At 61.4% G+C, this 23088-nt stretch carries 23 protein-coding genes; 11 read left to right on the top strand and 12 right to left on the bottom strand.

The annotated features are described in order from the left end of the window. Positions 1–30: 30 nt before the first annotated feature. Positions 31–720: a hypothetical protein gene (locus tag VHX65_08375; GenBank protein HEX3998549.1), complete on the bottom strand. Its 690-nt coding sequence runs from the start codon at positions 718–720 to the stop codon at positions 31–33. Positions 721–794: 74 nt separating this feature from the next. On the opposite strand from VHX65_08375, the gene VHX65_08370 reads away from it, so the two are divergent. Next, positions 795–1235, top strand: coding sequence for a hypothetical protein (locus VHX65_08370; protein HEX3998548.1), 441 nt, complete (start codon positions 795–797; stop codon positions 1233–1235). 122 nt (positions 1236–1357) lie between these two features. Continuing rightward, positions 1358–2128 (top strand): methyltransferase domain-containing protein, encoded by a 771-nt coding sequence (locus tag VHX65_08365; GenBank protein HEX3998547.1) that lies wholly within the window; start codon positions 1358–1360, stop codon positions 2126–2128. Positions 2129–2545: 417 nt separating this feature from the next. Here the strand turns inward: VHX65_08365 and VHX65_08360 are convergent, their stop codons facing one another. The 8 genes from VHX65_08360 to VHX65_08325 form a co-directional block, all read right to left on the bottom strand. Further along, positions 2546–4396, bottom strand: coding sequence for a proton-conducting transporter membrane subunit (locus tag VHX65_08360; GenBank protein HEX3998546.1), 1851 nt, complete (start codon positions 4394–4396; stop codon positions 2546–2548). Then, a complete protein-coding gene (locus VHX65_08355; protein HEX3998545.1) occupies positions 4397–4741 on the bottom strand; it encodes a cation:proton antiporter subunit C in 345 nt (114 codons plus the stop codon). Beyond that, positions 4738–5499 carry an MnhB domain-containing protein gene (locus VHX65_08350; GenBank protein HEX3998544.1) on the bottom strand — a complete coding sequence of 254 codons (762 nt, stop codon included), beginning with the start codon at positions 5497–5499 and terminating at the stop codon, positions 4738–4740. Before VHX65_08350 ends, VHX65_08355 begins: the two co-directional genes overlap by 4 nt. Then, the gene (locus tag VHX65_08345; protein HEX3998543.1) at positions 5496–5735 is read right to left on the bottom strand and encodes a hydrogenase subunit MbhD domain-containing protein; all 240 of its coding nucleotides are present in this window, start codon (positions 5733–5735) and stop codon (positions 5496–5498) included. The genes VHX65_08350 and VHX65_08345 overlap by 4 nt, the downstream gene beginning before the upstream one ends. Next, positions 5732–6043 (bottom strand): monovalent cation/H(+) antiporter subunit G, encoded by a 312-nt coding sequence (locus VHX65_08340; GenBank protein ID HEX3998542.1) that lies wholly within the window; start codon positions 6041–6043, stop codon positions 5732–5734. Before VHX65_08340 ends, VHX65_08345 begins: the two co-directional genes overlap by 4 nt. Next, complete coding sequence (locus VHX65_08335) at positions 6040–6291, bottom strand: monovalent cation/H+ antiporter complex subunit F (GenBank protein ID HEX3998541.1); 252 nt, start codon at positions 6289–6291, stop codon at positions 6040–6042. Before VHX65_08335 ends, VHX65_08340 begins: the two co-directional genes overlap by 4 nt. Beyond that, the gene (locus tag VHX65_08330) at positions 6288–6785 is read right to left on the bottom strand and encodes a hypothetical protein (GenBank protein ID HEX3998540.1); all 498 of its coding nucleotides are present in this window, start codon (positions 6783–6785) and stop codon (positions 6288–6290) included. Before VHX65_08330 ends, VHX65_08335 begins: the two co-directional genes overlap by 4 nt. 159 nt (positions 6786–6944) lie before the next feature. Then, positions 6945–8033, bottom strand: a complete 1089-nt coding sequence (locus VHX65_08325) for a mechanosensitive ion channel domain-containing protein (protein ID HEX3998539.1) — start codon at positions 8031–8033, stop codon at positions 6945–6947. A 282-nt stretch (positions 8034–8315) separates the two neighbouring features. Here VHX65_08325 and VHX65_08320 point away from each other — a divergent pair, with 282 nt between their 5' ends. From VHX65_08320 to VHX65_08310, 3 genes are all read left to right on the top strand, one after another. After that, on the top strand, positions 8316–8693 hold the full coding sequence (locus VHX65_08320) for a sensory rhodopsin transducer (protein ID HEX3998538.1): 378 nt from the start codon (positions 8316–8318) through the stop codon (positions 8691–8693). Between the two features lie 114 nt (positions 8694–8807). Then, positions 8808–11234, top strand: coding sequence for a glucan 1,4-alpha-glucosidase (locus VHX65_08315; protein ID HEX3998537.1), 2427 nt, complete (start codon positions 8808–8810; stop codon positions 11232–11234). Positions 11235–11255: 21 nt separating this feature from the next. Continuing rightward, on the top strand, positions 11256–12353 hold the full coding sequence (locus tag VHX65_08310; protein HEX3998536.1) for an enolase C-terminal domain-like protein: 1098 nt from the start codon (positions 11256–11258) through the stop codon (positions 12351–12353). A gap of 42 nt (positions 12354–12395) precedes the next feature. On the opposite strand, the gene VHX65_08305 is transcribed toward VHX65_08310, so the two are convergent. Next, entirely contained in the window at positions 12396–13643 is a 1248-nt protein-coding gene (locus VHX65_08305) for a YkgJ family cysteine cluster protein (GenBank protein HEX3998535.1), read from the bottom strand. A 551-nt stretch (positions 13644–14194) separates the two neighbouring features. Between VHX65_08305 and VHX65_08300 the strand changes: the two genes are divergently transcribed. Next, complete coding sequence (locus VHX65_08300) at positions 14195–14980, top strand: DUF433 domain-containing protein (protein ID HEX3998534.1); 786 nt, start codon at positions 14195–14197, stop codon at positions 14978–14980. Next, a complete protein-coding gene (locus tag VHX65_08295) occupies positions 14977–15465 on the top strand; it encodes a hypothetical protein (protein HEX3998533.1) in 489 nt (162 codons plus the stop codon). The genes VHX65_08300 and VHX65_08295 overlap by 4 nt, the downstream gene beginning before the upstream one ends. A gap of 141 nt (positions 15466–15606) precedes the next feature. On the opposite strand, the gene zwf is transcribed toward VHX65_08295, so the two are convergent. Continuing rightward, positions 15607–17064, bottom strand: coding sequence for a glucose-6-phosphate dehydrogenase (zwf, locus tag VHX65_08290; GenBank protein ID HEX3998532.1), 1458 nt, complete (start codon positions 17062–17064; stop codon positions 15607–15609). 242 nt (positions 17065–17306) lie between these two features. Between zwf and mnmG the strand changes: the two genes are divergently transcribed. From mnmG to VHX65_08275, 3 genes are all read left to right on the top strand, one after another. After that, positions 17307–19133: a tRNA uridine-5-carboxymethylaminomethyl(34) synthesis enzyme MnmG gene (gene mnmG / locus VHX65_08285; protein HEX3998531.1), complete on the top strand. Its 1827-nt coding sequence runs from the start codon at positions 17307–17309 to the stop codon at positions 19131–19133. Positions 19134–19609: 476 nt separating this feature from the next. Continuing rightward, a complete protein-coding gene (locus VHX65_08280) occupies positions 19610–20191 on the top strand; it encodes a response regulator (GenBank protein HEX3998530.1) in 582 nt (193 codons plus the stop codon). A gap of 211 nt (positions 20192–20402) precedes the next feature. Continuing rightward, entirely contained in the window at positions 20403–21332 is a 930-nt protein-coding gene (locus VHX65_08275; GenBank protein HEX3998529.1) for a HAMP domain-containing sensor histidine kinase, read from the top strand. 6 nt (positions 21333–21338) lie between these two features. On the opposite strand, the gene VHX65_08270 is transcribed toward VHX65_08275, so the two are convergent. After that, positions 21339–21746, bottom strand: coding sequence for a hypothetical protein (locus VHX65_08270; GenBank protein HEX3998528.1), 408 nt, complete (start codon positions 21744–21746; stop codon positions 21339–21341). A gap of 328 nt (positions 21747–22074) precedes the next feature. On the opposite strand from VHX65_08270, the gene ispH reads away from it, so the two are divergent. After that, positions 22075–23007, top strand: coding sequence for a 4-hydroxy-3-methylbut-2-enyl diphosphate reductase (gene ispH, locus VHX65_08265; GenBank protein HEX3998527.1), 933 nt, complete (start codon positions 22075–22077; stop codon positions 23005–23007). The last annotated feature ends 81 nt before the right edge of the window (positions 23008–23088 follow it).

Genomic DNA, 23088 nt, shown 5'->3' with positions numbered 1-23088 from the left:
AATCGGCGGGTAACGGCGCGAGCCGCGCCGCTAATGCTCGCCTTGCTGGCTGTCGCGATTGGCTTGATCGGATGGTTTGCGATCGGGCGCGAGCGGCCTGCTGGAGCGCAGATATCCGCCGACGCAGCCCGAATAGAAGCGGATGTTCGGCTCGGGGCCGTGCTGGGCTCCAAGGCCGAATCGCTCGGCAAAATTCTGGCTCATCCCGAAGTCGTTTTCACCCACCACCACCCGCTCTTGGGCCGGCCGGCGCCCGACTTCGCACTCGATGATGCCGAGGGAAAAACCTGGAGCCTTAAGGAACTGCTCGCCGAGGGGCCCGTGGTTGTGATCTTCTACCACACGTACTGCGATCTTTGCGACCGGCAACTGTTCACCGACAAGGCCGACCTGCCGCTGTTCCGCGAAGTTGGGGCGCGGGTGGTCGCGATCAGCGCCGATTCGCCGCAAACGACGCGGCGACGGTTCGAGCGATTCGGGGCCTTCGGATTTCCCGTCCTTTCCGACCCCGGAAACAAGATCGCACACGCCTATCAGGTTTTCCGACAAGGGGAAGACGCACAGCCGGCGGAACGCCCCCTGCACGGGACATTCGTGATTGATCGGCAGGGCACGGTTCAGTGGGTCAACATCGGCGACGCACCGTTCCGCAGCAATCCGGCACTCCTCTATGTTCTTGCCACGCTTCAAAATCGTTTGCCGTCTGCGCAGCCGCTGCATTGAGGGAAGTCGCCGTGCCCGGCTCGCCGCTTTTCGCTGTTCACCATGTCTGCCTTTGCTGGAGTCGGTCGGCCGTGAGAATCGTCGTCGCATGTTTGATGTCGTCGCTGGTGTTGCTCTGCACCTCGTGCAGCGACCGCAATCGGCAAGAGCCGGTCTATCCGGTCGAAGGGAAAGTGACCTACAACGGTTCGCCGGCTTCCGGCGCGGCCGTTTTCTTCCGTCGCAAAACCGATCCTTTGAGCATGGAGCCCACGATCATGGGCATCGTGCAAGAGAACGGCAGGTTCGAGATGGAGTCTGGCGCATTAGGGAAAGGCGCGCCGGCCGGCGACTACGATGTGCTGATCGAATGGAAACGCGTGACGGGCCACGGCATCCGCCGGCCACAGACCCGACCGGACCTTCTGCAAGGCCACTTTTCCGACCCCAGGCACCCCCTATTTCACGCCAAGATCGTGGCGGCCCCAAACAAACTACCGCCCTTCGAGCTGGCGGCACCCAGCGGCGGATGATTATCGGCGGGCTCGATCATATGTCTCATGAATAGAAGCCGAGCGATGGCTTCCGTTCCCGCTTTCGTCCCGTTAGATTGACTTGAATCATTCTACGATTGACGGAGGAGGGTCAGGCTTTGGTGGACGAACATAGGCAATCGATTCTCGACCAGTTCACTCGGCAGGCGGTGCCGTTCGCCGAAATTCACGCGCGCGACGACTCCGCGATCCATCAACTCCTTATCCGCACGGCCGGAATCACCGAGGCCGATAACGTCCTCGACGTGGCTTGCGGACCGGGACTGGTCGCTTGCGAAGTCGCGCGTGTGGCAAAGCATGTCACGGGCATCGATCTGACGCCGGCCATGATCGCCCAAAGCCGGCAGCGCCAGCAGTCGTTGGGACTCGCGAATCTGGCCTGGGTCACTGGCGACGCCCAGCCGCTTCCGTTCCCGGATGCGTCGTTCTCAAGGGTCATCAGCCGCTATGCGTTCCACCACTTCACGGACCCGGGAGGCGTTTTTGCGGAGATGGTGCGCGTGTGTCGTGTCGGCGAACGCGTGACGGTCGCGGATGTATTTACAACATCCGCCGACCAAGCAAGCGCATTCGACCGCTTGGAAAATCTTCGCGATCCCTCCCACACGCATGCGCTGCGATTGGATGAATTCGACTCCCTCTTCGCGACGCTCGCGGACGTTCGCAAGGAGTTCTACACGTATTCTGTCGACGTCGACGAACTGCTCGAGCGGTCGTTCCCCGCTGCCGGCGGCGCCGCCGCATTTCGCCAAGCCGTGGAAGCGGATATCGGCGTGGATAAGCTTGGCATTAGCGCAACGCTCGATGGCGGTCTCCGCTTCGCCTTTCCCGTGATCATCGTGTCCGGCGCGATCGCGCCGTGGCGAACCTGAATCGCTGGCGAGAAGGATCTTGGAGGCCTGCCGGCGCGGCCGCCGATGTGCTGACGCGGCCTGAGATCGATTCACTTCCGGCAGAAGACGGCCATCAAGCCGCCGAGTAGGGCGACTCCGAAAAGCAGCCGTGCCACGTAGGCGCCGGCGTGGCCGCTATCGAGCGAGCGCAGGATCGGTCACGCCTCGATTTCGACGATTGCGCGTCAAACTGCAAGGTTCGCCCTAACCCGGATTACTCATGGCGCCGGGAATTCGCCACACGCTGCGATATGGTAGCCCGAAGCGTTAGCGAGGGTAAGCCTCGGTGGCCCCCTCGCTTACGCTTCGGGCTAGTGTGGCGCCATGAATAATCCGCCGTAAACAACCGGCCGGCGGCCAAAAGTGGCACGCGCCTTCACACACGGCGCAACACACTCACCGCCGGCAGAAGACGGCCATCAAGCCGCCGAATAAAGCGACTCCGAAAAGCAGCCACGCCACATAGTCGCCGATGTGCCCGCTGTGAAGCGAGCGCAGGGGGCGCAAGATCGGGCTGAAGATCGCACGGCTCGAGCGGCGGATCGCATGGGGAATCCGACCACGGAACACCGACAGGACGGCGAGCAGGACCGCGCCGCCGGTGGCCAGCAAGCCGTGGAGGATCGCCGGCCAACGGTCGGTTTGGTCCGATTCACCCGCTGAGCGGTCGTTTGCAGCAGATAGGACAGTGCGATCCGCGTGTGTTCCATCCAAAACCGCGGAGGCGTAGCCCGGGTGATCGACGAACATTCGGGCCCCGCCATTTGCCGCCTTCTCGACGCCCGCCACCGTGCCGAGACCAACACCGATCGCCAGCAGAAGCACCATTGGCGCGAGCATGACGATCGGTGGCCGATTGAATTTCTGATCGACTTCCCTATTTTCGTGGCTCGGCGTTCTGTGGGCTTCCGGCTGTTTCGCCTCTAGTCCCAAAAACACCTCGGCCAATGCCCGCAGCACTGCGCCGCCGGTGAGGATCGAGCCGCAAAGCATCACGTAGGAAATGAATCCAAGATGCTGATGCTCGGCCGCGCGAACGGCGATTCCTTCGCCGCCGTTCAATCCCAGATAGGGAAATCCGCAGAGCGCAACGGCGGCGATTGCCATGAGCGTGCCCAGGATTGGAAGCCGCCGACCGCGGCCGCGAAGCTGGTTGGTGTCGACGCTTTCGAAGCAGTTCAGCAAGATGCCCGCCCCCAGGAACAGCGCTCCCTTGATCACGCCGTGCCCACCGATTTCGAGCGCCGCACCGGCAAGCCCCAGCGGCGAGAGCATCGCCATTCCAAGCAGAAACATGCCGACGTGGCTGATCGTCGAAAACGCCAACAGCCGTTTGAGATGGCTTTGGCAGAACGACATCACGCCGCCGACCAGAACCGTCGCCGTCGCGACGCCCACGCCGATGCCGCGGATCGCGTCGCGGCTCGGCTCGAACGCGCCGGCAAAAACGCTCCAATAAACTCGGGCGATCGCGTAGAGCCCCAGTTCGACCATCACGCCCGAAAACAGCACGCACACCGGCGACGGCGCCACGGCATGCGCATCGTCGAGCCAAAAATGGAGCGGCACGACGGCCGCTTTCACCCCGAATCCGCTGGCGATCAACACAAAGGCCCCAATCACCAATCCATCGGCCGGATGTCCGTCGAGAGCGCGGCCGATTTGGGCCAAATTCAGGGCCCCGGTGCGGCCGTACAATAGCCCCAAGCCGATCAACACCAGAAACGCACCGAGCGTGTTGACCACCGCGAAGCTGAACGCGCCCATCAAAGCCGGCTCTTCTTCGATTTTGAATCCGGTCAGGGCATAGCCGGCGGCGCCCATCAGTTCGAAGAATACGAACATGTTGAACAAATCGCCGGAGAGGGCGAAGCCGACCATGCCCGCCAGAAAGGCGAGCATCAGCGTCGAGAAGAGCGAACCGGCGGTGTCGAAATACCACCAGGAATAAATCAACGACGCCGTCGTCAGCAGTGCCGCCAACAGCGCGATGCCCGCCCCGAGCGGATCGATGGCGAAGTCGATCCCGATCGCCACGCCGCCGTGCGGCCGCCAATTGCCAAACCAATAGACGATCGTCGCATCGCGCGAACCGAACAGCAGGATGCCGCAGAAGATTGCCACGGCGATGGCCGTCAGCACGGCGATCGCATCGCGGAGCCTGCGCAAGCCAATGGCGCCGGTTGCAGTGAGAATGGCCGCGACCAACAGCGGAATCGCGACCGCCAGCGGTCCAAGCGCGCTCATTCAACCCTCCATCGGCCGGTCTTGCCGAGGATCGAGCGTTTTCAAATGCTTGTGAACCTGCACCGCCATCGCCAGAAGCAGGGCCGTCACCGTCGCGCCGACGACGATGTCCGTCAGCGCCATTGCCTGCACGATCGGATCGACCGCGGGCGTGCCGGGCGGCACATTGGCGAACACCGGCGGCCCCGCCCCGGCGACGTATCCGATCGAAAGCAACAGCACATACGTCGACGATTGAATGACCGAGAGGCAAACGATCAAGTGGATCAGGTTTCGGCTGGTAACGATGCCATAGGCGCCGATCACAAACAGCCAAGCGGTCACTGCGAAGGGGAGATAGTTCATGGTTTGCGCGACTCGGCAGGGCGCCGGGTCGTTTTGAGAAATTCGGCGAACATGAGAATGAATCCGCCGGCGACCTCGAGCCCGACCGCGAGATTGATCACCGGGATCGTGCCGCCGGAGAAAAGATTGCCCGTCTTTCCCAGCGGCAAACAATTGGCAAGAAACGCGCCGCTGGCGATCAGCGTCGCGATGCCGATCGCGGCGTAACCGCCCGCGCCGATCGACTCGGCCGATTCCATCAGCGACTTGGGCGAGATCGTGCGAAACACGCGATAGCCGATCGCCAGGTAGACGAGCAGGCAAGCGGTGCCGAGAATCGCCCCGCCCTGAAAGCCGCCGCCTGGCGTGAGATGCGCATGCACCACGATATACAGCCCGAACAGATTCGTGGCGCCAGTGAGCAATAGCCCCAAGCCGCCGACGCAGTCGCCGCGCGGCTTCACCTGGCGATCGGGCGCGAATTCCAGCGGCGCATCTTCGATTTCGCCGCGCATCCGACGAAGCAATAGCGCCAAGCCGGTCACCGAGACAAATAAAATGTATTCTTCGCCAAGCGTGTCGAAACCGCGAAAATCGAAGTTGATCGCCGTGGCCATGTCGGTGACATGCCGAGCGGGAACGCCGAGCGAATTGATCGCCCGCCCGTATGCGCCGCGATAGTCGCCAAAGCGCGGCAGACCGGCCAGCGCCCAAAGCAAGAAGGCGCCGAATCCCGCGGCCGAAGCGAAAAACAGCAGTTTGCGAGTTCGATCGCTCATTGCTTCTGAGGCCCGACTTTCGACAGGCTGACCAACAGGATCACGGGCAATGCCGCTGCCCCGACCGCCAGCTCGGATAGCGCCACGTCCGGCGCTTGCAGCACGAGAAACAATAGCGTCAGCAGCAATCCGTAGAAGCTCAGCGCGATCGCCTGCCGGACCGGATCGCGCGTGAGCACGACCGCAGTGCCGCCGAGCGCGACCAACAGCAGGCTTGTCGCGGCCAAGGGGTTCATGGTTCGCCTCCTTCGTGCGAGGAAACTTGTTGACGCGTATGCGCGGCCCGCGCCGTGGCATGCGTCAACACCGGCGCAATGATCAGTAGCGCCAACGCGGTCAACACGGCTTTGATCACGGCCTCGGCCGAAGAATGATGAATGGCCACGGCGGCGGCGATCAGCGGCGGCCCGACAAGCGTCGCCAGTCCCGCATAATGCAGCCGGCCGTACACCGAACGCATCGCCGCCAGGCCGATCACGGCAAGCCACTCGCCGATCACGGCCAGCGCCAGCACAATTGCCACGGCGGTTTCGCTGCCGGTCATAGCCAGCGCTCCAAGAAATGGGCAAACACCAATCCCGACGGAAATGAAAGCAGCGCGATTCCGAGCGCAACGTCGAACAACACCCGCCGCTCGTAGCCCTCCGCGAGCAGCATCACCACGGAAGCCGCGATCGTGCCGGCCAATTCCACCGCGACGAGTCGATCGATGGTCGCCGCGCGCACGCAAACCCAGCCGCAGGGCACGAGGCCCAGCATCAACGCCAGCGCTGCCCACAGCCAGACATTCATAGCGGCCACTCGCGATCGCCGTGCCCCGGCGGTTCTTTCGAGGGAACGAGTTGATGGACGATGAGAACGCCGCGCTCCGCGTCGAGATCGATGACAAATGTGTTCGGGGCCAGCGAAACGGCCGCGACCACAAGCGCTCGACGAGCCCTTGAAACGGGGCCATTGCCGCCGGGCTTAAATGGCACCTCGCGCACCACGCCTTGCAAGCGTTTGCCCCGCGCCAGTCGCGGCCACAATGCGCCGATCACCGTGGCACAATCGACGACGACCTTGGGAGGCAGCCGGGCGGCGAAGCGGAGCCAATGAAAATGCGGGCGGTAGCGCAATTTTCCCGCCCGCCCGGAAAGCCACGCCGCAGTTGCCGCCGTCGCCGTGATGAACACCGCCACGCTCAATTCCTGCCACTGAAGCTTGACGATCAGCAGCAGATAAAGCGCAAAAAGCCCGGTCCACCAAAACGCCCATTGGCCGAGTCGAAGCGGTTGTCGGCGCATGGCAGGACCGAGGATTGTTGATAAGTCGCTGGATTTCGCTGGAAACGGAAGGTGGCAGTGGCAATGCAAACTACATGCCGCATTGATCACGGCGATCGGGCTAACCACCGAGCCCGCCGTGGCGTGTTTGATCCAGCACGCTATTCCGCAGACACGACACTAGCGCTTGGCCGGCTGCGAATTGCCGTCCGACGGCTGATCTTCTTTCACGCTCTGGTCTGCGTTGGATTGCGGATCTGCCTTCGATGGCCGAAGGCGATCGATGGTGGCCGCGTCGAGATCGATTTTCAGCGGCGGGAATCCGACGACATCGTAGGTCGACGACGCGATGCCGATATGTGCCTCGTCAAGCGATTTGATGATCTCGCGCGACATGCGATCCTTTAGCGATCGGATGTCGTGCGTGCGCGTGAGAAAGCGCACGGTCAGTTCCAGCCAATTATCCGTCAGTCGCCAATAGACGCGCGGCTCCCAGTCGTCGATATCGACCGGATAGCGGCGGCGTAGCTCTTTGGCCGCATCCGCGCCAAGATCGCTGATCTTCTCGGTGTGCTTCTTGGCCACGTCGAGCAAGATCTGCTCCGCCCGATCACGATCTGCCGTATAGCCGACCGGGAGCATCATCTCTTCCCAGATATAGGGGAATTCGTGGCTGTAGTTGAACACCGGCTCTTCGAAGATCTTGTCGTTCGTCACCGTCACGAGCCGGCCGGTGTATTGGCGGCTGCGGACCCACATCGCCGGTTCGTCGGCTTGCTCGGCCGGCGGTTGGCCCATCTCCATGATGGTCGTCTGAATGAATCCCAAGCCGATCACGTCGCCGCGCACGCCCCCCATCACGATCCGATCGCCGATATTGAATGTCCGGCCGCGGAGAATCACGAAATAGCCGGAAAGCGAAGTGATCACCTTTTGCAGAGCCACGGCCAAACCGGCGGAAAACAGGCCGAATACGGTCGTCAGTTGGCTGGGATTGTCGAACCAGATCGAAATCAATGCCAGCAGAAACAACGCCGCCAGCACGAGGTGGATTGTTTGGCTGGTCCAAAAACCGGCCCGGCGATTGAACCGGCCGCGCAGCGCTAACGTAGCGATCTTTTTCAGACACCAATTCAACGCCCACAGAAAAAAGATGAACAGAAGCGTAAAGACGATCTTCATTCCCGTCTGTGCGTTGAGCCCGACCAGCCGGACGTTGAACACTTCGACGGCCCGACCCGGCCCCACAAAGCGAATGAAGTTGTCCATCATCCACACCTTCTGCGATGTTGGCTAGCGAACGACTGCGCCCGCAACGCTCGAATTCGGTTCCAGGGTGACCGGCGTGCTTGTTCCGCGATCAAGCCGGCGCCGCGCACGGAAGCAACGACGCGTGTGCCACTGGCCAGCGAAGTCGGCCAGTGGCGGATGCTAGTCGACGTTGGTTTGCACGCTGCCGTCGCGAACTTCAGCCCTTCGGCAGGCGGCACTTGTTTTGCACTACTACGCGCACAAATGCCGTTCCTGTTTTGGCCCGGAGTCGCAAATCAAATGCCTGACCCCATCGGTTCGAAGCGCTGGGCGATCGCGGAGGGTTATATTCCCGGCTGGAGTCATGGACCCGAGCCGGCCATGACCAGTCACGAAACCGCCTGTTTGCTGAATGTGAGCGACAAGGATGCCCAGGTCGAGATCACGATTTTCTTTTCCGATCGCGAGCCGGCGGGCCCGTATAAGAAGACATTGCCGGCCCGCCGCACGATGCACTTGCGGTTCAACGATCTCGACGATCCCGAGCCGATCCCGCACGAAACCAACTATGCGAGCCTGATCGAGTCCGACGTGCCGATCGTCGTGCAACACACGCGGCTCGACTCACGGCAAGCGGAAAACGCGCTGATCACGACGATCGCTTTTGCCGGAAGCTGAAATCGGCGCGCCAAATACCAGCGGCTAGCGCCTTGCCGCTAACCAGCGCTTGCACGTGAGCGGCAAGGCGCTAGCCGCCGGTGAAACTGCATCGGGCGCGACGGAGTGAATTTGATGGCAACCATGGCAGACGAACTTCACATGATTCACTCTCCGCAAGCGCCGGGAAAACCAGGCGCCAAACCCCATTGGACAACCAGTCAAAAGACAAGCGTGGGAACGGCGAGAAATCTTGCCAGCCATGTGTGGTTCACGACCCATCACGGCATCTTGGGCGAAATCTTCTACCCGCGCATCGATTCCGCGGCGGCGCGCGATCTGGGCATGATTGTCACCGACGGCGATTCGTTCTTCTCCGAGGAGAAAACCGACACGCAGTCCAACGTTCTGTGGCTGGGCCACGGCATTCCCGCCTTCCAAATCACGAATGCCTGCAAGCAAGGCCACTATACGATCGAGAAGACGATCGTGGCCGACCCTTGGCGACACTCAATCTTGCAGCAAATCCGATTCAGGGCGATGCGCGGATCGCCATCGCGTTATCACCTGTACGCGCTATTGGCGCCGCACTTGGAGGACCGGGGCGCCGGCAACAACGCCTTCCTTGATGATTTCAAAGGAATCCCCATGCTGATGGCGGATCGCGAAGGTTTTGCCCTCGCCCTGGCCTGCTCGGCCGCATGGCTGCACCGCTCGGCGGGATACGTCGGTGTGTCCGACGGTTGGCAAGACCTCCACGAACACAAGCAACTCACTTGCAAATACGATCGGGCCGACGACGGCAACGTCGCGCTCGTGGGCGAAATCGATCTCTCCGAAGAGAAAGAATTCGTGCTGGCGCTCGGCTTTGGCCGAAATTCGAGCGAGGCGGCGCATCGGGCTCGAGCGAGCCTGAACCACGGCTTCGATGCGGCCCTCGAGCGCTACGTGAAAGAATGGACGGGTTGGCAAAAAACGTTGGATCATTTGGACTCGGGCGAAAAAGCCAATAGCTCGGCCTACCGCACCAGCACGGCCGTGCTGGCGACACACGAATCCAAAGATTTTCAGGGAGGCACCATCGCCAGCCTGTCCGACCCCTGGGGCGAAATCCATGGCGACAAGGATAAAGCCGGCTACCACGTCGTCTGGCCGCGCGACGCCTACGAAACCGCCAGCGCCCTGATCGCCGCCGGCGCGACCGACGAAGTGCTGCGGGCTTTGCGATTTTTCGAAACGACGCAAGAAGCCGACGGCCATTGGCCGCAAAACATGTGGCTCGACGGAACCGAATTCTGGAAAGGCATTCAGCTTGATGAAGTCGCTAGTCCCATTTTGCTGCTCGATCTGGCCCGCCGGCACGAGAAGATCCAGCCCGGCGAACTCGACCGGCTGTGGCTAATGGTTCGCAAGGCGGCCGGCTATATCGTGCGGCATGGGCCGTCGACGCAGGAAGATCGCTGGGAAGAAGACGCCGGCCTGACCGCGTACACCCTGGGGGCCATGATCGCGGCGCTGCTGGTCGCCGCGGAAATGGCCGCGGGAAACAACGAGCCGAAACTCGCCGCCTACCTTCGCGAGACGGCCGACGCTTGGAACGATGCAATCGAAAGGTGGACCTACGTCGAGCAAACGGCTCTCGCCAAGAAAGTCGGCGTCGACGGCTACTACGTGCGCATCGCTCCCAAAGAACGGCTTTCCGGGCGGATTCCGCTGACCGAGGAAATGATCAAAATTCCGAACCTGCCCGGCGACAATGAGTTCGCGGCCGATGCGATCGTCAGCGTCGATTCGCTGGCGCTCGTGCGATTCGGCCTGCGAGCCGCCGGCGATCCGCGGATCGTGAACACGGTGCGAGTGGTCGATGCGGTGTTGAAGGTCGACACGCCGAAAGGCCCGTGCTGGCATCGCTATAATCACGATGGCTACGGCGAACACGAAGACGGAAGCCCGTTCGACGGCACCGGCGTCGGGCGCGTCTGGCCGCTGTTTGCCGGGGAGCGGGCTCATTACGAGTTGGCCGCCGGCCGCACGCGTGAAGCCCGGCGGCTGCTCGAGTCGATGGAAGCCCTGGCCAGCGACTCGGGCCTGATTTCCGAGCAGGTTTGGGATCGCGAGCCAATCCCGGAAAAAGAGCTGTTTCCGGGCCGGCCGACCGGATCGGCCCGGCCGCTCGTTTGGGCGCATGCCGAGCACGTCAAACTGCTCCGATCGCTTGCCGATGGCAAGGTGTTCGACACGCCGCCGCAAACGGTGGAACGCTATTTGGTGGAAAAGACGCGCGGCAAACATGCTCCCTGGCGGCTCGACGCCCAGGTTCAACGCATTCCTGCGGGGCACATCCTGCGGATCGAAACCGAAGCCCCGGCCCGCATCCGCTGGAGCGCCGATGGCTGGAAAACCGCCGAGAACACCGATTCCCGCGATACGGACATCGGCATGTACGTGGCCGACCTGCCGATACGATCGCTGGCCGCCGGCGCCCGGATCGTCTTCACCATCTACTGGCTCGACGCCGGGAATTGGGAAGGGAAAGATTTTTCCGTGGGCGTCGTGAACTGAATTGCCGTGCATTGTGCGACTATGAACGATGTCCCCAAGATCGATCGGCTCGACCTCGCGATTTATCGCGTTCCGACCGATGAGCCTGAATCCGACGGTACGCTCACATGGGACCACACAGATGTGGTTGTCGTTCATGTCGCCGCCGGCGGTTCGACCGGCTTGGGCTGGACCTTCGCCGCTCCGGCTGCCGCCAGTATGATCTCGGGCATTCTCCGCGATAAGATCCTCGGCCAGTCGGCCTTGGCCATCGAAGGGGCCTGGGCGACGATGAACCACAGCCTGCGCAACGTCGGCCTGCCCGGCGCCGGCTCGATGGCTGTGGCGGCGGTGGACATCGCGCTCTGGGATCTGAAAGCGAAATTGCTCGGCACGTCGCTGGTCGACTTGTTCGGCGCCGTTCGCAGCGCGGCCCCCATCTATGGCAGCGGCGGTTTTACCAGCTACACGCTCCGCCGCCTGTCGGAGCAGCTCGGCGGCTGGGCGGCGGAGGGAATCGGGCGGGTGAAAATGAAAGTCGGCCGTGAACCCGAGGCCGATTTGCGCCGTGTCGGCGCTGCCCGCGATGCAATCGGAGCCGATATCAAATTGTTCGTCGATGCCAACGGGGCATACTCGCGGAAGCAAGCGCTCGCCCTGGCCGAACGATTCGCCGAAGATTTTCAGGTGTCGTGGTTCGAAGAGCCGCGGCCGTCGAACGATGTGGCGGGATTGCGGCTATTGCGAGATCGCGGACCGGCCGGCATGGACATTGCCGCAGGCGAATATGGCGACACGCCCGCGTATTTCCGCCGCCTGCTCGACGCCGGGGCCCTCGATTGCCTTCAGGCCGACGCCACGCGCTGCGGCGGCTACACGGGCTTTCTCAAAGTGGCGGCGCTGTGCGAGGCTTATGAAATGCCGCTATCGGCCCACTGCGCTCCGCAGTTGCACGCCCACGTCGCTTGCGCCGTGTCGTGCCTCCGGCATGTCGAATACTTCCACGACCACAATCGCATCGCTCGCATGCTTTTCGACGGATCGCTCGACCCGCGCAACGGCGCTCTCTCGCCCGACACATCCCGTCCCGGCCATGGCATGACGCTGAAGACCGCCGACGCGGAACCATACCGAATCTAGCTGTGAGTCTCGACGGGCATTTCAAACAACATCTATCTCGATCTATCTCGCATACCAAGCCACCAGCCGTTGCAGGCTCCCGTCGTAGGCGATCGTTGCCACTCTCCGGCGATGCCGGGCACTCAATAGCGGCACGTAGCCCATCCCACGATCCAAGCAGCCGATGATCGGAATGATTTCTTGGGGTTGGATTCCTTCGCGTCCGGACGCCCAGCGCCATAGCCACAGTGCGACGGCATAGGACAGCGCGGCTGAGCGAATCCCTTCGAGCATCGGCCAATCGGCGTAGCCGAGCCGCGCATACCGCCAGGATGCGACGAGCGATTCGAAATATCCGTCGAGCGGGGCAATCGTTTTCGGGTCCAGCGCCCCGAGCGGCCGTTCCAAGTCGGCAAAATCGACCGGTGGAAACCCCTCGATCAGATTCGGCAGAGCGCCCTGGCCATGGACGAGTTTCACCGCGGCCCCCGCCACTCCCAACCGCTGCCGCCAGGTGGCTTGAATCAGGCTCCGCGGATGCAATCGCAGATATTCGCCGGCCGTCTGCCGGAAGAGCACCGCCATTGGAGCGCTCGGCGGCTGCCGCTCGCGAAACCAATCTCCCGCTTCTTCCAACGCCGCCCCTTCGAACACTTGAACCAGTTCGCCGAGCGCTCGGCTATCCATGGCCCGCAGTTTTCGCAGCCGGCATTCCGACAAAAGCCGGCCGAACTGCAACAGGTGGATCCAGCGCCGCACCATCGGATAGCGTCGATCGGTCGCCAGACGTTCCAACGCGGCAGCGACGATCCGCGCGGTTTGCCAACTGCGCCGCAATCCGCGCAGAATTCTCGGCGGCGCGCCGGCCGTATAGTCGGAAAGTTGATACGGCTTTCCTTCGATGCGCTGCTTCGCAACGGGCCGGCCGACATCGGCGGCCGCGGAGGGGCAGCTTCGCCGCATCGTGAGCAAGGCCACGTCGTCGAGCGCGACCAACTGCAAGGGAAACAGCCGGCAGATGCGCGGCTTCGCTTCTTCGCCGTGCAGTTCGTGAATTCGGCAGCGGCCTTCGGCGGTGAGAAACACGCAACTGCCATCCGGCCGCTTGGCCAGCATGTGTGTCTTCGACAATATTCCTTGCGAAACGACGGTTTGCACGCCGTGAAACTCCGGCTGCTCGTCCCATCGCTGCCCGCGCAAGCGGGCGAGATCGTCGTCATCCAGCCGAACGATCGACCCGCGGCAACACTGCCCGCACTGCTGGCAATCCCAATGCTCGAGAATCGGCAACGTGCGGATCGGAAGAGACATCGGCGCGGAACGGCGAGAGTGTGGGGGACAGGATGAGGTGCCGTGAGCGGCAAGGCGCTAGCCGCCGTGCGGCGGGACCTCGGCTCTATCCCGATTGTAACCGGCGGCGGCAGCCGGGTGAAAAATTGGCTGAGGCGCGAACGTCGGCCCGCGTCGGATGGCACACATAGCGCGGTGCCCGACCCTTCCGAGGCAAAGGGACTGGTCTGCCAGCTTCGCCTTACAGAAACGGAGCGGGAGCAATTCGAGGATGCGCGACGAAAGCCGGCGTCAAGCTCTCAGCGTGGATGCGGAACAGGCTAGCGAAGCCGCCGTGCGCGAGCCCAGGCGTGACTAGCGGAAAGAGGGGGAGTCGAACCCATTCGGCGCAAGCCGATGCCTAGCCGGGCTTATAAAGTCACCGCCGCCGCCAAGACGCGGCCGCCCTCCGCGATTTCCCGAAGAAAGGAACCAGCGATGGCAGATAAATAATCTGGGGATGTACATACAGACAGCAGACGCGGTACAATGGCGAAGGTTCGATTGGAACCCGACTGAAGCCCAGCAGACCGATGGCAAAAAACGATCCCGACACATTGCTGGGGATTGGGCTTTATTCTCCGCGCGAGGCAGCCCTATACGCGCGCTGCTCGACGCAAAAGCTCTCTCGTTGGTTCTACGGTACGGCAAAAGCCGAGCCGGTGTTGAGTCCGCAGCTAGGGCCCGATTCCGATAGAATCGTCACATTTCTGGATTTCGCGCAATCCTTGTCGGTGAATGAAATCCGGCTATCAATCGGAATTCCGCTGCAAAAAATTCGCGCGGCGTACATGGCTGCGCAAGAAGAATTTGGGGTCAAGTATCCGCTTGCCGTGGAAAACGGCATTTTCGTGTTCGGAGACCTAGCGCGCCCAAATAAGTGCGAGCTTGCGATCTATCTTCCCGATAGGGGCCACGACGCCGCGGAATGGAAGCAAGAGCGACTTGCCGCGATCAGCGAACGCTGCGTTCAATTGACCGGCAAGCACAGGGGCAATTTTCTTATCAGCAGGGTTGTCAGGCAATTTTCGCACAACCTGATATTCGGCGAGGATGGCGTTGCAACGCGCTACGTCGCATTTAAGCACCACCGCCACAATATCGTGATGGACCCGCAAATTCGATTCGGCAAGCCTTACCTGGAGGATTCCGGCTACGAGGCCCAGACGCTCGCGGACGCCGTGCTGGCAGAGAAGAGCCCTGAACGCGTAGCAACGCTGTATCGCGTTGAAGTTGCGGCCGTCCGGGCAGCATTAGAATATCAGCAATTACTGAAGACGCCTCCAACAAGAACGCCGCCTAAGCGAAATGCTGCGTGACCAGCATCCAGTGTCGGTTATTCATCGACGAGTGCCTTCCTCCTGAACTAATTGATACGTATCTAAGACCGCATATCGCCTTGGCGGGCATCGCTGCCGAGACGGTCCATTGCGTCGAGAAGTTCGGCCCGAACGGCAAGTGGAAAGACCCTGATATTATTCCCGAGCTAGCGCGGGATCGTCGGTGGGTGGTTATAACTGCCGACCGAGGCAAGAATAGCTCAACGTTCGACGGAATGCGGCATCTTTGTCGATTGCATAACGTCACGCTTATTTGCATTTCCACGGCAGTCAACATTCGCGGATTGTCTTTCTACGGTCCACAGCTCCTGTCGCACTGGGACGCGATGCTTTGCCTGAGCGACGGCCCTCGTGGCCAGCAGTACGTTCTGCGAATGGATGCGGCTAGCAAGCGAACGTTATTTCACGCAACCCATTGCCCATCCGGATACCGGCTCGACAAGGGCCGTTGCGTTCAAAAATAAATTCTATTTTTCTACCGTTGTTTCCTTACACGTCCCTGAAAAGACATCGCTACCGAGAACGGCAGTTTGCCCTGAACGCCAAACTGGACGCGAGCCGCAATGCTCGCGCAGACGGCACACGGAGTGTGCCTGCTACGTTGTTTAACCTAGCACGGGACAGGTGTCGAACCAGTTGCAGGCTTGGTCTTGCATCCAGGTCGTGGCGACTTCGGGGCCCCAGAGATCACGATCGTAGGGCAATAGCGCCGGCCGGTTCGTGTCGCGCCATGCGGCGAGGATCGGGTCGATGATTCCCCACGCCAATTCGACTTCGTCGGCCCGGGCAAACAAGCTCGCATCTCCCGCCAAGGCATCCAGCAGCAGTCGCTGATAAGCCTCCGGCATTTGACCGGCAAATTCGCGGCAAAAACTAAAATCCAAATCCGTCAGCCGAAGTTTCATTCCCTGGTCGGGCACTTTGGTTTGAAACTGCAACTGGATTCCCTCGGCCGGCTGCACCTGAATGACCAACCGATTCGCTTCTTCTCGGTATCGTCTGCGGCCGTCGGCAAACAACATGTGCGGTGGCTGGCGAAATTGGATGACGATTTGCGTCGTGCGGCACGACATCGCTTTGCCGCTGCGGAGATAGAACGGGACACCTTGCCAACGCCAGTTGTCGATCGCCAGCTTCACCACCGCGTAGGTCGGCGTCTGGCTGTTCTCGGCAACGCCCGGGCTGCCGCGATACCCGCGATATTGCCCGCGGAGCGTGTCGCGGGCGACTTCCTCGGGCGAGAGCACGTGAATCGCCTGCAGCACCTTCACCTTCTCGTCGCGCACCGGGTCGGCCTTATATTTCACCGGCGCTTCCATCGCCGTGATCATCATCAGTTGCAGCAGGTGGTTTTGAAACATGTCGCGCATCACGCCCGCCGAGTCGTAATAATCGCCGCGCCGCCCGACATCGACCTCCTCGGCCACGGTGATCTGCACATGGTCGATATAGTTGCGGTTCCAAACCGGCTCGAAAATCGTGTTGGCGAATCGCAGCACCAACACATTCTGCACCGTTTCCTTGCCGAGATAATGATCGATGCGATAGACCTGCTTTTCGGAAAACACGCGGTGCACGGCTTCGTTCAAGTGCTGGGCGGTTGCCAGGTCGGTGCCGAACGGCTTTTCGATGACCACTCGGCGGATGCCATTCGCCTCGTCGGCCATCTTGGCCGCGCCGAGATGTTCGATTGCCGGCTCGTAGAATTGTGGGGCCATGGCAAGATAATAGAGCCGCGTCGTGTTCTTGCCCTGTTCTAGTTCGTCGAGCATTTGGCCGAGGGCGGGGAAATCGTCTTGATGGCCGATATCGCCCGCATGGTAGAAGATCGACTTGGCGAATTCGTTCCAAGAATTTTTGTCGAACTCTTTGCCGGCGAATTCGGCCGTGGTGTCGGCGAGCTTCGAGCGCCACGCGTCGTGCGAGAATTTCGATCGCGAGAAGCCGACGATCCGCGTCGATTCCGGCAAGCGACGCTTGCGAAAGAGCATATACAGGGCTGGCACAAGCTTGCGGCTCGTCAGATCGCCCGAGGCGCCGAAGATCACGATCGTGCTCGACATGGCCGACTCCTTTTTGACCGACTCGTGTGCGGATCGCCGAAGTGCACGAATTATAGCGTAGGGTGAGAGGCCAGCTAGGGTTAGGGGATAGGGGTAGGGGTAGGGGATAGGGTTAGGGGATAGGGACGAAGCGGTTGCCGAATCGGAGCCGTGGCCGCATGCACACGCGGCTGATATTATGGCGTGAATCGTGAATTGGCTTCATTGCGTCGTACTGTTCTCGCCCCTCGCCCCTCGCCCCTATGCCTTCCTACGATTACGAGATCCTGGTTGTCGGCGCGGGGCACGCTGGCACGGAGGCTGCGCTGGCCGCGGGGCGATTGGGCGCGCGAACGGCGCTGCTGACGACCAATTGCGACACCGTGGCCCAGATGAGCTGCAATCCGGCGATCGGCGGAATCGCCAAGGGGCAAATCGTTCGCGAAATCGATGCCCTCGGCGGCGCGATGGGACAGGCCATCGATGCAACCGGCATCCAGTTCCGGCTGCTCAATCGCCGCAAGGGTCCGGCGATGCACAGCCCGCGCGCCCAAGCCGACAAAAAACTTTACCAACTCGAAGTAAAGCGGATTGTCGAAGAGCAGCCGAATGTCGTGTTGCGCCAAGAAGTGGTCGAAGAACTGCTGACCGAAACCATGGGCGAACAAACGCGGATCGTCGGCGTTCGCGTGCGCGGCGATGCCATCTATCGCGCCCAAGCGGTCGTGCTCACCACCGGCACATTCCTGCAAGCGATCATGCACACCGGCACGACCCAAACGGCCGGCGGACGAGCCGGCGAGGGAACCACCGCCGGCATTAGCGGCTCGCTCGCCCGATTGGGTTTCGAACTGCGGCGATTCAAAACCGGCACCCCCGCTCGCCTCAACGGCCGCACGATCGACTATTCCCGCACCGAACTTCAACCGGGCGACGACGACCCGCAGCCGTTCAGCTTTCTCACCGATCGCATCGCGCAGTCGCAGCTTCCGTGTTGGATTACGCACACCAACACGGCCGTTCATGATTTGATCCGCGCCAATCTGCATCGGGCACCGATGTATTCCGGCCAGATCGTTTCCCGCGGTCCGCGCTATTGCCCGTCGATCGAAGACAAGGTCGTCCGGTTTGCCGACAAGGATCGCCACCAACTATTTCTCGAGCCGGAAGGACGGAACACGCGCGAGGTGTATGTCAACGGCGTGTCCACCAGTTTGCCACGCGACGTGCAGGATGCGATGTTTCGCATGATACCGGGCCTCGAGCGGGCGGAGATCATGCGCTACGGCTACGCCGTGGAATACGACTTCGCTCCGCCGCAGCAGCTTTGGCCAAGCTTGGAAACGAAGCGCGTCGGCGGGCTTTATTTTGCCGGGCAGATCAATGGCACTACGGGCTACGAAGAGGCCGGCGCCCAAGGGCTCATGGCCGGCATCAATGCGGCGCTCGCGCTAACGAACAAAGAGCCGCTCGTGCTCAGCCGGCAGCAAGCTTATATCGGCGTGTTGATCGACGACCTGGTGACAACCGGCGTCGACGAGCCCTATCGCATGTTCACCAGTCGGGCCGAATATCGACTTTCGCTGCGCCAAGACAACGCCGATCGCCGGCTTTCGCCGATGGCCGCGAGCATCGGCCTGATCGATGATCCACGTTGCCAACGGTTAGCGGCGAAAGAGGCGGAAATTCGCCGTGCGCTGGAATTGCTTGCGTCGGCTCGCGATGAGGATGGCAGCCTGCTTCAATTGCTGCGGCGGCCGGAGATTTCTTGGGCCGAATTGGCAGCGAGGCTGCCGGCACTGCAAGCCATCTCTCCGGCGGCTGCGAAGCAGGTCGAATACGACGTGAAATACGCAGGCTACGTGGCCCGCCAAGAGATCGACGTGGCCCGGCAACAGCGGCTGGCCGACAAGCGAATTCCGCCGGCATTCGACTTCGCCTCGATCACTCAGTTGCGGACCGAGGCCCGAGAAAAGCTCACCCGCGTTCGGCCACTGAGCCTTGCACAGGCCAGCCGGATTAGCGGAATCACGCCGGCCGACATGGCCTTGCTGCTGGTTCATTTGGAGGGATCGGGTCGGCGGGGCTAGCGGGAAGCCGCAGTTCGTCGTTCGCGAGTTTTTTCCGTTCAAAAGGCTCGTGTTTTCCTGGGGGCGCGGTGTCTGTTGCGGCTTAAATTCGCCCCGTCTGGTTTTCTGACGACCAGCACTGGCCTGAAAATGGTATGTTTCGCGGCTTTTGCGTAAACTGTTAGTTGTTTGACGGTTGCGCCAAATAGATCGATATTGACTCGTCCTGGTAGATGGCTATAATTGGGCGTCGATGGCAATTCTGGCAAGCTTGGTAGCCTGACGGCGAGTTCTGCTGCGATTATTGCAGTGCTTCTGATGCTCGCAGGGCGAAATTTTCCGAAAAAGGCCAATCAACCCCCATCTAATGGGTGGATTTGCCGCGTCTAGCGTGACATGGAGGACTAGGAACTTTCTCGCCGCTCGTGGACGGGTTGGCATTGAAAGTCCCGCTTAGACTAGCTGCACCATCGGCTAGGGAGAGGGGTGGTTCGCAGATGAAGACAGTTTTTACGACGGGCGAAGCGGCGAAGATTTGCAAGGTTAGCCAGCAGACAATCATTCGCTGCTTCGACTCTGGCCAACTCAAAGGTTTTCGCGTTCCGGGAAGCCGCTTCCGCCGCATCCCCCGCGATCAGCTCTACTTGTTCATGCGCGACAACGGCATTCCGACCGACGCGTTGGAAAGCGGCAAGCGCAAAATCCTGGTCGTCGACGACGATGAAGAACTGGTGGAACTGATTGTCGACGTGCTGCAGCGCGACGGGCGCTTCGAAGTGCGCAGCGTCAACAACGGTTTCGATGCCGGCATGATGGTCAAGGAATATCATCCCGACCTGATCGTGCTCGACATCATGCTGCCCGACATCAACGGCAAGGAAGTATGCCAGCGGGTGCGCAGCGACGCGACGATGGACGATGTGCGCATCATCTGCATCTCCGGCATGATCGAGGCCGACAAGGTCGAAGATCTGAAAGTGTCCGGAGCGAATGATTTCTTGCAGAAGCCGTTCGAAGTGGAGCATCTGGTGGATCGGATTTGCCATCTGCTCGATGTCGAGGCGATGGCGACCGGCTGAGGTGCTGCTACCAGTCGGTCATAATCGGAATGCATGAGCAGCACCCAGTTCGCGCCCGTTGAACTGCTTGCCGCAAGTGCAGCGTGGCGCAAGCGCCTGTTGATCGTGCGCCCAAGCCCAGGGAAGGCCGCCATCGTGTTTACCATTGGCTAGCGTTTCGCCCGGCCTTCCCTGGGCTTTCGGGGCTGAACATCCTCTTTCCCAGCCCGCCATGAACGATCGCGCGTTGATCGAGCGATTGGCAGAGGCGCTGGCGGCAATCGGCGCTTTGCCCGAATCCGAGGGCGACGGCGACGCGGCCCGTCCGGGTTCGGTCGCCGGCCCTGATCGCAATCGCTCGAGCGCCGCAATCAACGGCCTGATCGCCGAATTTCCCGACCTTGTCGCCCGGCTTCGCCGGCTCGCCGAGTTGGAAGAGCGCTTCGACGCGGCAGTCGAACAGGCCAAGCTGGATGCACTCAAGGAATTGGCCTACGGCGCCAGCCATGAATTGAACAATCCGCTGGCGAATATCTCGGCCCGCGCTCAGACGCTCTTGCAAGAGGAAAAAGATCCCGAGCGGCGACGGCGGCTGGCGGCGATCAACAGCCAGGCTTTTCGGGCCCACGAAATGATCGCCGACATGATGCTCTTCGCCCGGCCGCCGCAATTGCAGCCGCACACCGTCAACCTTGTCGAACTGCTCGAGGACCTGATTCGCCGGCTAGCGGACGAAGCCGCCCAGCAAGACACGGAGCTGGTGTTCGTCGGCCCCAATTCGCCCGTCGAAGCCAGGGTCGACCCGGTTCATCTGCGGGCCGCGGTTCGGGCGCTCGTGATCAATGCGCTCGAGGCATTGGCCGATGGCGGGCGAATCGAAGTCGGCGTGCGGGCTGTGCCGGGCAGCTCGCGAACGTCTGCCGCCATGGCGGAAATCGTCGTTGCCGACAACGGGCCCGGAATCTCCGCCGAAATCCGTGCCCACATGTTCGACCCATTCTATTCGGGCCGGGAAGCCGGCCGCGGCTTGGGATTGGGGCTCTCGAAATGCTGGCGCATCGTCACCCAGCATGGCGGTCGAATCGAGGTCGAAAGCAACCCGGCCGCCGAAATCGGCGGCCGAGGTGCGCGGTTCAAAATTATGCTGCCGATTTCCGCTTGATCCGCCTCAGGCCGCCGCCTTTTTCTTGTGGTGATGATGGCCGGAGAGAACGGCGATTTCGTGGACCGTGCCGTTATGTTCGCCGATGGCGACATGCTGGCCGACTTGCAGCTCGGACACCGAGCCGGCCGTCTTGCCGGTCGAACTGACCATGACAACCTTTGTCGCGTTCGAGATCTCGAATGTTTTGCTTTCGGTCGCGGGGGCAGCGGCGTTCGCGCCCTTTTTGTGATGGTGGTGCACGGTGATCGTGATCGAAGTGGAACTCACTGCGGTGATCTTGCCGTGGATATGGTGATGACGATGATGGGTGGGGGTTGTCGCAGCGGCCGCTTGAGCCGAGCTATTCGACATCAGAGTCCCCGCCACGAGCCCCGCCAAAAGCACGCCCAACCAGCCAATCTTTGTCTGCATCGGATTTCCCCCCTTCGCAATCGTTCTGTTCCAGAAACTACTTCGTTCAAAGCCCAACGACCGCCCCGAGCGGCTGCTGGGAGCCTCGCACGCCCCCACTCAACCCTTTAACCCCACACAGCGCGAAAAGTGTCGCGCTGCGGCGCCGATTTTCGATGAATTTCCCCGTGAAAATGCTGGCCACGGCGGCGGTTAATGTCCCAGCACTTGGCCCGCCAGTTCGCCGCCGCTCAGGCCTTTCCCCCAGCCACTCAACCTAATCCAACGTGGACGGCCCCCGCAAGCGAATTTATGATTTAGTCTGACAACAACTTCGGAGCGATGTGGAATGAAAATCTTGCTGGCCAGTCCGCGCGGGTTTTGTGCCGGAGTGAATATGGCGATCGACACGCTCGATCAAGCCATCCGCCTGTTCGGCACTCCGATCTATGTCTTCCATGAGATCGTCCACAACCGCTACGTCGTCGAGCGATTTCGGCGAGAAGGGGCGGTTTTCGTCGATGATCTGGCCGAGGTGCCGGAAGGTTCGCGGCTGCTGTTTTCGGCCCATGGAATTTCGCCGGAGGTTCGGGCCACCGCCGCTGCGCGACAACTCCGCGCCATCGACGCCACCTGCCCGCTGGTCACCAAAGTCCATCTGGAAGCGGTTCGTTTTGCTCGGCTGGGTTACAAGATTCTGCTCATCGGCCATGCAGGCCACGACGAAGTGCTCGGCACGATGGGCGAAGCCCCCGAGGCCATGCGGCTCGTGCAATCGCCGGAAGAAGTCGATTCGCTGAATTTCCCATCCGGCGCCCGGCTGGCCTACCTGACGCAAACCACCCTATCGGTCGACGACGCCAACCGGATTATCGCTCGGCTCAAGCAGCGATTTCCCGAGATCATCGGGCCGCCGAAGGAAGACATTTGCTACGCCACGCAGAACCGTCAGGAAGCCCTCCGCCAATTGGCCGCCGAAACCGATCTTTGCCTCGTGCTCGGCAGTGTCAACAGTTCCAATAGTCAGCGGCTGGCTGAGTTGGCCCGCGAGTCGGGCATTCCGGCCCGGCTCATCGACGGGGCGGCGGAAGTCGATCTCGGTTGGTTCAATGGCGACGAGACGGTGTTGATCACGGCCGGCGCGAGTGCCCCGGAATCGGCGGTCGAAGAGTGCATCGAGCTATTGCGCGAAAAATTCGCCGCCACGGTCGAGCATCGCACGCTGCGCGAAGAAGATGTCTATTTCCCGCTGCCAAAATCGCTACGGGCGGCGAGCGCCTGATTCAAGACGAAATGGCCCAGGCCAACTAAGTCCGGCCATAGAACCGGTCGTCGCTAACTCCATCGGCTTCCGTGAGATGGA

It is taken from the genome of Pirellulales bacterium (genome assembly GCA_036267355.1).
Taxonomy (GTDB): Bacteria; Planctomycetota; Planctomycetia; order Pirellulales; family DATAWG01; genus DATAWG01.
Note: the sequence above shows the minus strand (reverse complement) of the source record. Positions and strands in the feature narration are given on the sequence as shown.